Here is a 13640-nt window from a genome sequence, read left to right on the forward strand (position 1 = left end):
AGCTCAAAAAATGAATGTGCGGTGATTTATTTTTGAAATTCTTGAAATTATATCAAAAATTTAGAGTTTTGACGGAGAGACTCTCTACCTTTTTTATCTTTTTCCCAAGCTACTAAAAAGAGATTCCTAGATTTTTCAGCCCAAACTTTGCCAATACGTTCTTTTTCTTCCGTATCCTCATTTCTTAAATGACCGCCTTTATATTCTACAATTATAATCCTTCCATCGTGCAATTTCGCAACAAAATCTGGATAAAACCTATCTGTTGGCGTAGGTAGCCAAAAAGCGTGTTCTGGGTTACGTTCAAGGTTTCTTACCCAATATTTCACATCAGGGTTTTGATCAATTACAGAAGCGCATTCTGCTTCTTCCTGATTCATCATCGCAATACGAGAGTAATAATGCTTGTTAAAACCTAACTTTCCATCGTAAAAATTATTTGCTGGGTAATTGGGATCAAAAGAAAAACTACGATCCTTGGGACTTACTATGGCGATTGCTTCATTGCCAAACATACATAATTGATAGCCATTCTCAAGAGCTTGTTTTCTATAGCTTACAATCTTCTCTCTTAAAACTTTTCGGAGAAGATGTCTTCCACCAATTAATTTCGCTATATCTAAATCTTCGCGCCCTAAAAGACTTTTGATGATACACCTTAAAAATTCTAAAAGTATTTCTTGTTTGATATCCGAGGATTTAAGTTGTTTATCAAGCCAATGACAGAGTTCTTTCTCTGACATTTCAGTGTGTATTCCAGAGAAACTTGACTGTTCCACTTTGTCTAAAGGTGTAATTTTAATTCTTTGGCCTACGATATCTGCCGTATATTGTTTACCTTTTTCATCAACTGCAAATTCATCTTGAGTTAAAAGCATTGGGTAATCTAATAAATTCCAACCATCTGTATCAAGACAAAGTTCTGGTTCAGCTAGTTCAATATTATCTCCAAAATTTAAGCATAATTGCGGAATTGCAAAAATCTCACCACGTTGCGCAGGGCATAAATTTTCTAATTGGTGATTTATGTAAATATTTGATTTAATTGCGAATTCTTTTTTATCTTTTGGGTCTTTTATAGTAACAAGCAGTTTTTCTGCTAAATTTCTACTCATCCCCTCTTGCACTTTCAATTCATATAATCTTTCATGAACATCAGTAACTACAACTTTCGAGCGTTCAACAAGATCAAGACTAGATAGATCAGGAGGCGTAGTTAAATTTATTGTAAATTGATTATTTGTAAATGTATTAGATTGCGTTTCTGATATAGGCAAAGGCGGTTGAGAGTAAATACACTCCTCTGCTTCTTGCCCCTCAAAACCCATATTCACTAGATGATCGCGTAATTGGCTTACTGCATGTGTCCAACTTTTTGATGAAACATAAGCATAAGCCTTATTTAGCTCTGCTTGAGTTCTTGTCTTTGCATAAGGCATACGCAAGACGCGCCCAAGTAATTGTTCAACCGAGACGGCTGATTTTGTGTTTGCAACTGAACAAAGAACGTAAGCAAAAGAACAATCCCAGCCTTCTTTCAAAGCCTCAACTGTTATAACATATCGAATCTGACAATTCTGATCAAACAAATTGATGCTGTCTAATTCTTTTTGATCGCCAGTAACAATTGCAATTTGCTTGCGATCTATTCCTTCATTTTCAATAAGATATTTTGCTAAAACTTCTACGGTAATTTCTTTATCCTTACTTTCCGCCTGAAAAAGTATAATTGGGCGAATATAGTCCTCATCTTTTGCGGCAACCTCTTCTAGTCTTTTACGAGTTTGAATCGAACTGGTAACTGCTTGTTCCCATGATATATGCTCAGAAAGAATTATTGGCAATTTTATCATTTGTTCCGCTTTTAGCTCTGAAGCAGAAACTGAAGTGATAACATTACTATTTTTTGCAGGTGTCGCAGTGTATTCAATCACACACACAGCATTTATGCGCCGCAAAACATCAATACTTAAAGGAGTTTTTGCGTTATGTGCCTCATCAACAATTACTAAAGGTCGATGCCAATTCAACAGATTTGCAAAAGAAAATTTGATTTTTCCATCTTCGCTTTTGTCCATTCCTTCAGGGCTACTTGGAATGATGGCTCTGAAATGAGGCTCTAAATTTTCATCATGATCGTAAGCTTTACGACCTTCCGTGTCTTTAAAACGTAGCGATGCAAAAGTTGAGATCACAATACATATGGAGTCAGAAATATCTTGTGGACGAATCTGTCTAAAATCTGCTATATCAAAAACCTTGAATTTTCCATTAAAAGCATTTTCTAAAACTTTATAATTCGCATGATTGGGATTTTGTAAAGTTTCTAAAGTTTGTGATTTTATAGCCTTAGTCGGTACTAGCCAAAGTGTAAGAGGGTATTCCTTTTCAATAAAACTATTACCTGCAATAGCAATAGTATAAGCAGAAAGCAAAGTTTTCCCCCCTCCTGTAGGCAGACGCAAACAAACATAAGGTACATTTTCTAAGTTTTCTAATGATTGAAAAGGTTTGTAACTATTGTTATTATAACGTTCGTATTGAATTTTATCGTAAGCCTTATTTACCCCCTCAAAACGACAAGATTCGAGGAAAGTACGCAAGACTTCAAGAGCTTTTTCCTGATAATTTTTTAGCTTCATCATAATCACCTTGCCTTTATATCATAAGGAGTTTGTTTAAAGATAATCTGTTTCTCTTGAAGTCGCAACGAACCAAGACGACTTGTTTCTCCATAAATTACTTTTGTGCCGTCAAAACTAAGTAAGGAGTCTAAAATCTTTGTGGTTAGAACATTGCCGCCGTTAGTAGTTTTATCACCTAAAATACCGTTATAGAGTAAATAATAGGCTATGCCATTATGCACGCCGAGCAAAGGTGACTTATCTTTTTGCGTCAGCGGAGTCTTTGTCTCTGAAAACCATATATGAGCAGCTAGATATTCAAATCTAATATTTTTGTTGATCCCCCCATCCTCATCAAAAATAGGTTCACCAAGGTTATAAAAACGAAAACCACCTCCGCCTTGCCACTGAACTTCTTTAGAGACACCTCCTTGCTCACCGTCAATAACTTTTTGCAATCGAACTGAGCAATGTGTTTTAGCATGCTCGCCCATTTCAATACCAATCCAGCGGCGGTTCATTTTGTGAGCAACGGCCGCTGTCGTGCCTGATCCAAGAAAAGAATCAAGTACAAGGTCATCAGATTGGCTAAAATGCTGTAAAACCAACTGCAATAATGCTTCTGGTTTTTTTCCGCCCCTGAAATCAGCCCCACCCTCTAGGCGACAGTTGCCAAAATTGCCAGAAAAATCATAAAAATTTGCTATAGGTTTTTCCTTGCTAGAAAATCCAGCGTTGAGTTCCGCTACTCTGAACAAAGGAATTCCTGAAAAAAACTTACCTTTGGTTGCGGTGCTTTTTTTAGGTCCTGTAAAATATCGATAACCCAAGCCATCTTCTCCAATTCCATAAACTTTATACAAACAATTTAAACCATCTTCTTGTTTACGGGGAGCTATATTTAGATGAAAAAACTCTCCAGAACTAGCTTTTTGCTTGATTAAAGAACCTGTTGCCCAAGTTTCTTTTAATCCGCTTAAACATGGTTCAATTCTTTCAATAATATATTGTTCTGATTGAAATATTTCTACTTTTTTATTTCCTAGTTCTAAAATTTTTCCTGATTGTTTTTCAGTTATTTTCCATTCAAATTTATTAACTTTGTAATCTTCTTTTATTTTATTTGGTCTTGCTTTTCCTTTAGAGTATATTAAGCATTGCTCCACTAACTTTTGATAATCACTATCTTCAGCCAATGTTTTGTTCTCATATCTGACCTGAAGATAAAAACTTGTATGATAGTTTTTTCTTCCAAAAATTTCATCCAAGATAACTTTCAGGTAATGACTTTCACTATCATCGATATGACAACAAAAAAAACCATCATCAGCTAATAATTCATATAATATATCGATGCGTGGGTAAAGTAATGATAACCATGTACTATGTTCTAAATTATCAGCGTAATGCTCAAAAGCATTCCCCGTATTGTAAGGCGGATCAATATAGATACATTTAACCTTTCCTGCAAAATAAGGCAGCAATGCTTTTAGAGCTTCGAGATTATCCCCTTGAATTAACATATTGCCAGTATCTTCATCACCATAAGAAAATTCCTGATCGATTTCAAGCAAACGATACGGCACTTTGCTGGCTTGCTTTATTGTTTTTTCTCGATCTAGCCATTGTAAAATTGGCATTATGCGTCTTTACCTTTATTACTTTTATTAAAAACAAAATTCTACAAGAGTAGAGTCAAAGGTTATCTTTGCTCTCTATCAGACAAGCAACGAGTCTAAGAATACGGCGTATACTAGTATACGCCCCTTATACTAGTTGAAGTATTTGCGAGATGCAAAGAAGGAAATTAAATTTAGTCATCAATTTTAATAAAAGAGGAAAAAATATGACTAATATTGATACAACTAAACTTTTAACACGTAAACAAGCAGCAGAATTTTTGGGAGTCAAGGAAGCTACTTTAGCTCACTGGAAATGCACGGGTCGCTATAATTTATCATCCGTCAAGATAGGCAGGCTTGTAAAATACCGCATAAGCGATTTAGAGCAATTTATTGCAAGAGGGGTATGTAGCTATGAATAACATCAATTTTAGTGTAGTTAAAAACTCTCTTAGAGGTCATGAATATACAATTTTACGTCAACTATTGCCTTATGGTAAAAAGGAAGGCAACGAATATGTTGCACTTAATCCAACACGTAATGATAGGAATTTAGGCTCTTTTAGAATTAATACTACAACATGGAAATGGTCAGATTTCGCTACAAACGATAGAGGCGGAGATATTATTAGTCTGTATGCTTATATTAAAGAAATTAATCAACTCACTGCGGCAAAAGAGTTACTAGCAATTACAAGGAGGGTATCATGACTGATCACAGGTACCCCCCTACAAGAGCAATTAATGATAACATACTAGAGTTTTTAGATAAAGAAGAATCGATAGAAGTTGACCAAGAAAAAACACAAGATACGGCTATTAACCTAATTCTTGATGATGTTTCTTCTGATATAACTCTAAATACTATACCACCTGAAATTACTGAAAATGATGTAAATTATTACAACCTTCAGTTTGGTTGTTTGCCGTTAAACTATTATAAATACACTGATAAATCAGGTATGACGGCTTTCTATATAGTACGATGGGATTTTGAGAAAGATAACCAAAAGAAAAAAGAAGTTCGTCCATATAGGTTTGATTTAAAAAAGCAACAATGGACTAGCAAAGGTTTTCCTGCACCTCGTCCACTTTATAACTTATTAAAGTTAATTGAAAAAGCAAATTGCCCAGTATTAATTGTAGAAGGAGAAAAAACAGTTCATGCTGCGCAGCAGCTTTTTCCTGATTACATTGTAGTAACATCTAGCAACGGAGCAAAAGCAGCAAAGAAAACTGATTGGTCAACTCTTAAAGGACGGGAGATTATCATTGCTCCTGATAGAGGAAAAGCTGGAAAAGAGTATGCTGAGACAGTATTAAAACTTGCTAAAGAATCAAATGTCAATAGCGTTAGGTTGTTATTACCAGAAAAACTAGGTAGTTATATCGTTGAAAATTCAAGTATCATTGAACGTAAAGGTGATATACCAGATGGCTATGATTTAGCAGATAGCTTAGCAGAAGGTTGGACAGCGGAACTTATAAATCAAGCAATCAATGATGAACATTTTGCTCCATTTTTTGTTGAAGAGGATCTTAAAGCAATAACTGCAAATAATAACACTACAGATGAAGTTTTGCTTTCATTAGCAAAACTTTCAGATATTGAATACGGGCAACAAAGAAAAGAGGCAGCAAAAAAACTAGGGGTTACTGTTGCAATTTTAGATCAAACAGTGAAAAAAAATCGCTGTCGGAATCAAAACAGTGATGACATCTTCCCTCCTAGTACTGCTTGGCCTTATCCTGTTAGTGCGGTAGAGCTTTTACAAGACTTAGAGATGATCTTTAAACGCTATGCGGTATTACCAGAGCATACAGCAACAACTTTAGCTCTATGGACGGTTTTTACTTGGGTTATTGACGTGATGGATGTAGCCCCTATACTGCTGATTTCATCCCCCGAAAAACGTTGCGGAAAAACTACAGTGTTAACTGTTTTATCAAAACTTGTTTATAGACCAATTATTGCGTCTAACATTTCTTCTGCTGCATTGTTTCGTAGTATGGAGCTATGGAAACCAACACTTATAATTGATGAAGCAGATACTTTTATTAAAAATTCGGAAGAGTTAAGAGGTGTTATTAATTCAGGTCATACTCGCCCCACTGCTTATGTTATTAGAACTGTCGGGGATAATCATATTCCAACACGATTTAACACGTGGGGTGCTAAAGTAATAGCACTAATAGGGGATATTTCTGATACGATTTCTGATCGTTCTATCATTATCCAATTAAAGAGAAAACTGAATAATGAAAAAGTAGAAAAAATAAGAAATGCTGATCCATGTATTTTTGAGGATATTCGCTGTAAGAGCTTACGATTTGCTCAAGATCATGCAGAAATTATCAAAAATACCCACCCATCTTTCGCTGTAGATGTTAATATTTCAGATAGAGCTTTAGATAACTGGGAGTCTTTGTTAGCGATAGCTGAACTTGCTGGTGAAGATTGGCGAAATAAGGTATATGCTGCTGCACTATCATTATCGCTGAATGAGATAGATATAAAACCTGTCGGTACTGAATTACTACAAGATATTCAAAAAATATTTATAGAAAAAGACTTTAAGGAAATTTCTACTCAAAATTTAATTGAACTCCTTTGTGAAGACGAAGAAAGTCGTTGGTCAACATATAATTTTCGTGCAAAAGATAGTAAAATTAAAGCACATCAAATTGCTAAAAAATTAAAAGAATATAATATTTGTAGCAAGAATATAAGATTCGGACAACAGGTAATTAAAGGTTATGAACAAAAGCAATTTGAGGATGCATGGATCAGATATGCAATTAATATATCTATAAGTACACCAGAAATATCCGCTACAAATCTTCATGTAGCGGCTACAGCTAAATTATCCGCTACGCTTGAAAGCTATATGTTTACTGGTATTGAAGAAAGTTGTAGCGGTGTAGCGGATAATTTAGAAGGTCTAAATGAGAATAACAATATTTCATTTACAGCAGAAATTGAGAAAGTAGCATATGTTTATAGAGAAAGAGAGCACCTTTTACAATATCTTCAGGAGTTAGATAAAACGCTCATTTATGGGTTAGACATCGAAACAACAGGTTTGCACGCAGAAAGCAGTAAAATAGCGTTACTACAACTATACAACCCAACATTAGATGACGTCTTTATATTTAAAGTATTGGATGCGCCAATAACCAATGAAGAGCAGGAAGTATTAGCTGAACTTCATTTTGTCGCTCATAACGCTTCGTTTGAACGATCGTTCATGCCCTATTTAAAGAATCTTGATTGCTCGATGATTGCTTATCATGCAACCAGTTCAAATCCTCGTTGTAGTCTAAGTGATTTAAACAAGTATACTGGAATAAGTTATACAAATAAAAAAGCCATGCAAACATCGGACTGGACTAGTGAGTTAACTGAAGAGCAATTAGATTATGCAGCCAAAGATGCAAAAGCTACATATTTGCTCTGGAATAAGTATAAAGATGGTAATAAGACTGTGTATGATAGAATGTATAAGGCAAGTTTTATTATTAATGAATATTCTAACAGAGGTTTACCAGTTGATACTGAAGCGTTAAAAACATTAAAAGCTAAAAAAGAAAATGAACGTGACATGGGTTTACAAAGTTTAAGAGATATGGGCTTTGCTAATATTATTACACTCAAAGGTTTTACTACGAAAAAAGATTTATTAGACGCATTATCGCCAGAAGCAATAGACATTGTCGATCAAGTGCGCAAATGTTATTCTTATATTAATAACATTATTGCTGGTGTAGAAAATAATATTGTTAACAATCGCTTAGCAATTAATACTTTAATTTGCGGCACAGAAACAGGAAGATTATCTACATATAAACCTAACGTTCAGAACTTTCCACGTCAAGGGTTTAGGCACATTTTTAAAGCTGGTGAAGGTAATGTATTTGTAAAGGCTGACTTTGCAGGCCAAGAGTTAAGAATGGCTGCCGCTCTATCAGGTGAAGAAGTGATGCTAAATGCTTTTAATAATAGTATAGATTTACACGCCTTGATGGCAGCGAAATTAAATAATATATCTATAGAAGTATTTGAGGCAAAGAATACTGTTTGGAAGAAGGGAGAACGTCAGAAAGCTAAAGCTGCTAATTTCGGTTTTTTATACGGCATGGGTGCTAAAAGGTTTGTGGATACTGCTAAAGACAAATACAGTGTAGAAATAACAGAGAAGGAAGCAGAAGTATTTAAAGCGACGTTTTGGAAAAATTACCCTACCTTAAAACTTTGGTGTGATGCAGAGCGGACACGATGCGATCGAAGAAAGTACGCTTTAACGCTCGGAGGTCGTAGGAGATATTTTGAAGATTTAGACAAAGCTTATTGTGAAAAGATTAATACCGCAGTTCAAGGTTCTTGTGCCGACGTATTGCTCGAAACATTACTGGCACTGCCAGCTAATATTGCAAAGTATCTGGTGAATACGGTACACGATGAATTAGTATTTGAAATACCTGAATATTTAGTCGATAACTCTTTTGAAGAAGAGATAAAAAAGGCAATGACTATAGGAGCACAGAAAATTGCACCTAATTACCCTGTGCGAGATATTGCAGAAATTAAGGTGGTAAAAACTTTGGGTGAAAATGAGGTGCAAATAGACGTCTGATTTTGACAATAAAAAAATAAAATACTTTAGTATATCTTCTACAAAGAGTATCAGAAATTTGCCGCTACACGCTACAAAAACCTTTAACACCAGTTTCTATAACGGTTACAGCTGTAGCGGATAATTTAACTGTAGCCGCTACAAAACAGAATGTAGCGGCTACAGTTTAGATATTATTTAAGTTTTTTTTGTACTGTGTTAATATACGATCATTATGGTACTTAAAATATTTACTCTTGAATAGATTGGTAAAATTTTATGGTTGATTTTAATCGTACAATAATATATATTAATTCCTTAATAGTCACAGAACGCACTTGCTGTAACAAATATAAATAAAGTTTTAAAAAACGTTAATGGCCAGAATAAGTGCAAATCAAAATGTTAAAGAGGCTATATCAATAAAAGATTTACCTCTATTAACACCAAACTCACCTAATCAACACGGCTATAAGAATGCTATTAAAGCATTCTCGTTAGATACAGCTCATGGATTAGCTAAAATTGGTGATATAGCTAGAGAAAGATTAAGCTTTCATGTTAATAAGGGCGAAAAATGGGCATTAGAGCTATATTTTAAGATCTTCACACAACTTTTCGATAAATCATGGCTTAGTCGCATTGATCTATCTGATATACAGCTTAAAATAGATAACAAAGAAGATAAAGACGAAGTTGTACGTTACTTAATGACTAAGTTGTTAGCTGTAGGTACTATAGAAGTTACAGAAGCTAAGGACATTGTTAAAATGCTAACCACTATGTCATTGAATGACAAATTATCACACTCATTAGCTAATAAAATGAGTGATGAAGATGTTATTAAAATTATGACGATGATTAATGCAGTGAAGACTGATTAATTTGTTGTGATGTTTATCCGAAGGGGGTATAGTGGGGTTTAAGTTTGTATTTATATTCTAGTTAACCCCAAAAATACCGCAGCAACATTTTCCTACAAAACTTTTGTTAATAAATATTAATAATAATATAATAAACTTGTAAACTAGAAATAATGAGTAGTATTGAATAATAAAAGGTATATTAGTATTTCCGAAAATATGAGAGGAACAGCATCGAACATCGAACGACCAGATAGAATGGATGCTCACTGCTCAGATAATAGCTACCCATCATGCGGCAATGAATTGTTTTTAGAATTGCGGCCAAATCAGAAATGATAGATAATATGAATATTGCTTTTAACTCCGCCAATAAACTTGCTCGAACATACACTATGCAGATGGAAGCTTTAAATCGCTATCGTGGTAAAGGACAACAAAAGATAACTGTTGAGCATGTTAGTATTAATTCTGGCGGCCAAGCTATTATCGGTAATGTTACAAAGAAAGAAGCGTAGGTAATGAAATGATAGATGTATTGAGTTCTTTGAGCGCCCTTTTATGCCTTTGGTGCTGGGTGTGTTGTGATGTTCCTATGTGGCGTATTGGTTCCAAAGTACTGTTCGGTATTTTATTAGTTTTCCTAGCGGTTATGAACGATTTACATATCGGATGGACTTTATTTGTGATAGGTGTAATCATCACTCTTAGTGAAAAAGAAATTGTGTATAGAGCTATATATGGTGATACATATATGCAAAATAAACGTTATTGAGAATGACCAAATCAAACTTGAATAAATACGCAGAGCTAATTAAAAAAAGCTATTATAGATTTTGGTGAATATAGCACGAGCCAATGCGCTGTGCTAAATTTACTTGTTGATATAGCTATAAATAATGTAGTAAATGCAAAGGTAAAATATATAGAAACATCTACTGGAGTAAAAGCTCCTACAGTTTACTTTGCACTTAAGACATTTTTGAAAGATGGGCTCATTAGTAAGGATGCTAATAATATTAATGCTTTTGTGTTAAATAAAGAAAAACTAGATTACATAGTACAGCTCTATCAAAACAAACAAAACGTATAATATAAAAAAGGGGAAAATCATGCAAAATAAAATATATAAAAGCCTAGCATTTATGTTGATAACAATATTTAGCAATTATTCTTTAGCTGAAATGTGCTTTTTAGAATCTGAAGAGAGTAGCGGGTTAAATAAAATATGTTATTACAATTGCCCTAGTGGAGATGCGGCTATTACTGTTAATGGTTATACACTTTGCCCTCTATCTATTAATAAATGATATAAAAAAGCAAAACGCATAAGTCCATGTATAGATTCACACTAACAATCTTTTTTGCGCTATACAGTTTACTGGCTTCTGCTAATCAATCGTATTACTCCGACCCTCTAGCTGAGTCATTTAGACAGTTAGGTGATATAGGCAAGTTGAATGTTAATTTGGAAGAATCTGAATATAAAGAAATTAAGCAAAACATATCTAGAGAGTTGGGAGTAATTAGAGAATTATTGAAAAATAACTATGAGCTTGATAAATATGATACTTACTCAACGATACACTTTCGAGTGTATGATCGTATAGATCAACTGCCAATACCTCACTTTGAATTAAAACAACAATTAGAAGAGCAAAAGTTAAGTGAAAAAATCAAAACTAGGATAGATAATATATTAACTAAAATATCCTATGATAAAGACGATGATGATTAACAGATAAGGAGGGGGAATAAAATCCTAAATGAGTAATAACCCCTTGCAAACTAACAATATAACTAAATGTTTTGCTAAGACTTGCAGAAGCACTTTATGCCAAACACCCCCAGTAAAAGGCAAGAAACGTTGTAGAATGCACTACGGAGCTAAAGGCATTGGCACACCGAAAGGTAGCCAAAATGCCTTTAAGCATGGGCGTTATAGCAGAGAAACGATAGCAAATAGGAAAGAGACTGTGATGCTTATTAGGCAGTTTAGAGCACTCTTACGTGAAATATCTTTAATCTGAATTAGCTCTGCTGTGACGATTCTACACCATGAGCTTGATTATCAGGTGAGTTAGGAATCCCGACCGACCTCGTATTTCATTCTCACCTGTAATTATTTTCTTCACCAAGAGGTCTATAGGAATATGGATAGATCTTGAAAGAGCTTCTACTAAAAAGAATTTATAAGTGAATTATCAGCCGTTATGCAGATTCGCATAACGGACATTATTGTCACAAAAAGAGGTGGTGATCCTGTTTTACAAGGTACATGGATACACCCTTAACTAGCTATTAATCTAGCAATGTGGTTATTACCTAAGTTTGCAGTTAAAGTAGCTAGGTGGGTTAATGAAGAAATAAGCTAAAATCAATTCTAAAAGCGTTTTAGCGTTATATTAGTTAAAATGGTATCCCCTTCATGGACTATCAAATATAGCGGTTAAAAACTCTTAAAACAAGAAATTGCCCTATAGAAATATGCTATTAGGCTTAAAGTATTTAAAAACTCTACTATACCACCTAATATAGTTTAGCTGTGTCTTTTTACCTACATTTATAAAATTGTATCAATTAATGATTGAGTATTATTCTTGCCTCTAACAAATATTTCTGGTTATTTGGAATGATATAAATTTAATAATTGAGGTTTTTATGAGTAAAAATTGGGTTACAATACAGCCTAAAAGTAGTTACCCTACTGGCGGTTCTCACGGAGGGAGTGGTACTCAAGGCGGTAGTTATAGTACAAATGGAGGTTCTGGTGGTATTAATACGCACGGCGGGTCGTACGCATACGGTTATGACTATGCACCAGGCAAACATGCTTACAATATCTCGTTTAAATCTATAATGGATAGAACTAGTAGTCCAGCTCATGGATATCTTGTACCTGACAAAACCATAAATCTTAGAAACAATAACTTAACAGATAACGAGATTGCTGTACTTGCAGGTAACTTACAGTATCAAAGACTGGATTTAGATGTATTCGATGTGAGTAATAATAAAATAGGATTCGGAGGAGTAGAGAATTTATTTTATGGTTTACGTTTTGACAATACTTTAGCTGGCAGGTATATCGTAACAATGAACTTCTCAAATAATCTCATTGGTGATGACGGATCTAAATACATGGCCGATTCTCTCGCAATGGGTAGATTTCCTAATTTAAAAAGCCTAGACGTTTCTGGTAATCATATTACAAAGACTGGTACGGGATATTTTATCGATGCACTTAAAAACTCTACGGTTGGAAATATAATAATAAAACAATATCATCTAAGCGTTTTTGGTAATAAAGAAAATAAAATTGGTTTTATGAAAGATTACTTAAAACAAGCTCAAGATAAAGGTGTAGATGTTAATAATATTGTTGTTGATAAGAGTTTATTTGGATATATAAAAAATACTGGTAAAGTGTGCAAAGATACTGTGGTAGGTTTTGCAAAATGCTATTATGTTGATGATGCTACTACTGACTATGTCGCAAATAAGATTATAGCAAGAGCATCAAAATCTTTGAGTGTGTTATGGAATGCCAAAGATGTAGTTAATTGTTATGCCGAAACTTTTGATGATGTAATGATCAGCACAGAAGGTGCTCAATTAATCAAAACCGATCTAGAGTTAATCGGTGAAAGTTCAGTTATAAATGCTATTGAATAAATGATTAAGATGATTATAGATTTCTTAAAATCTTTCTTTAGTTTAAAAGGAAGAATTGCTAGGTTACATTATACACTATATACAATTGGTATGATTTTTTATGCTACGTATATATCACGCAATAATAATGTAACTACTTTTTTTCATTTGATATTTATAATTCTTGCAATCAAATCTACAATGATTTTAATACAAAGATTGCATGATTTAAACATCAATGGGTGGTGGTTTATATTTTATTAT

The 13640-nt window shown here is 34.0% G+C and carries 13 protein-coding genes; 11 read left to right on the forward strand and 2 right to left on the reverse strand.

Annotation, left to right across the window (positions count from 1 at the left end; genetic code table 11):
- Positions 1-47: 47 nt before the first annotated feature.
- Complete coding sequence (locus tag Megvenef_RS02970) at positions 48-2645, reverse strand: DEAD/DEAH box helicase (RefSeq protein ID WP_322776514.1); 2598 nt, start codon at positions 2643-2645, stop codon at positions 48-50.
- A 2-nt stretch (positions 2646-2647) separates the two neighbouring features.
- Positions 2648-4264 (reverse strand): site-specific DNA-methyltransferase, encoded by a 1617-nt coding sequence (locus Megvenef_RS02975; protein ID WP_322776515.1) that lies wholly within the window; start codon positions 4262-4264, stop codon positions 2648-2650.
- A 206-nt stretch (positions 4265-4470) separates the two neighbouring features.
- On the opposite strand from Megvenef_RS02975, the gene Megvenef_RS02980 reads away from it, so the two are divergent.
- The 11 genes from Megvenef_RS02980 to Megvenef_RS03030 form a co-directional block, all read left to right on the forward strand.
- On the forward strand, positions 4471-4668 hold the full coding sequence (locus tag Megvenef_RS02980) for a helix-turn-helix transcriptional regulator (protein WP_322776516.1): 198 nt from the start codon (positions 4471-4473) through the stop codon (positions 4666-4668).
- Positions 4661-4957, forward strand: a complete 297-nt coding sequence (locus Megvenef_RS02985) for a hypothetical protein (protein WP_322776517.1) — start codon at positions 4661-4663, stop codon at positions 4955-4957. Before Megvenef_RS02980 ends, Megvenef_RS02985 begins: the two co-directional genes overlap by 8 nt.
- Positions 4954-8880 (forward strand): DNA polymerase, encoded by a 3927-nt coding sequence (locus Megvenef_RS02990; RefSeq protein WP_322776518.1) that lies wholly within the window; start codon positions 4954-4956, stop codon positions 8878-8880. The genes Megvenef_RS02985 and Megvenef_RS02990 overlap by 4 nt, the downstream gene beginning before the upstream one ends.
- 356 nt (positions 8881-9236) lie before the next feature.
- Positions 9237-9743, forward strand: a complete 507-nt coding sequence (locus Megvenef_RS02995) for a hypothetical protein (protein WP_322776519.1) — start codon at positions 9237-9239, stop codon at positions 9741-9743.
- A gap of 314 nt (positions 9744-10057) precedes the next feature.
- Positions 10058-10240 carry a hypothetical protein gene (locus tag Megvenef_RS03000; protein WP_322776520.1) on the forward strand — a complete coding sequence of 61 codons (183 nt, stop codon included), beginning with the start codon at positions 10058-10060 and terminating at the stop codon, positions 10238-10240.
- Between the two features lie 347 nt (positions 10241-10587).
- Entirely contained in the window at positions 10588-10815 is a 228-nt protein-coding gene (locus Megvenef_RS03005) for a hypothetical protein (RefSeq protein WP_322776521.1), read from the forward strand.
- 19 nt (positions 10816-10834) lie between these two features.
- Complete coding sequence (locus Megvenef_RS03010; RefSeq protein WP_322776522.1) at positions 10835-11032, forward strand: hypothetical protein; 198 nt, start codon at positions 10835-10837, stop codon at positions 11030-11032.
- Positions 11033-11058: 26 nt separating this feature from the next.
- Positions 11059-11460, forward strand: a complete 402-nt coding sequence (locus tag Megvenef_RS03015) for a hypothetical protein (RefSeq protein WP_322776523.1) — start codon at positions 11059-11061, stop codon at positions 11458-11460.
- A 28-nt stretch (positions 11461-11488) separates the two neighbouring features.
- Complete coding sequence (locus tag Megvenef_RS03020) at positions 11489-11752, forward strand: HGGxSTG domain-containing protein (RefSeq protein WP_322776524.1); 264 nt, start codon at positions 11489-11491, stop codon at positions 11750-11752.
- Between the two features lie 631 nt (positions 11753-12383).
- A complete protein-coding gene (locus Megvenef_RS03025) occupies positions 12384-13397 on the forward strand; it encodes a leucine-rich repeat domain-containing protein (protein WP_322776525.1) in 1014 nt (337 codons plus the stop codon).
- On the forward strand, positions 13398-13640 hold a 243-nt coding region (locus Megvenef_RS03030), incomplete at its 3' end, for a DUF805 domain-containing protein (RefSeq protein ID WP_322776526.1). It abuts the gene before it with no gap.

The sequence above is a fragment of the Candidatus Megaera venefica genome (genome assembly GCF_034554655.1).
Lineage (GTDB): Bacteria > Pseudomonadota > Alphaproteobacteria > Rickettsiales > Rickettsiaceae > Megaera_A > Megaera_A venefica.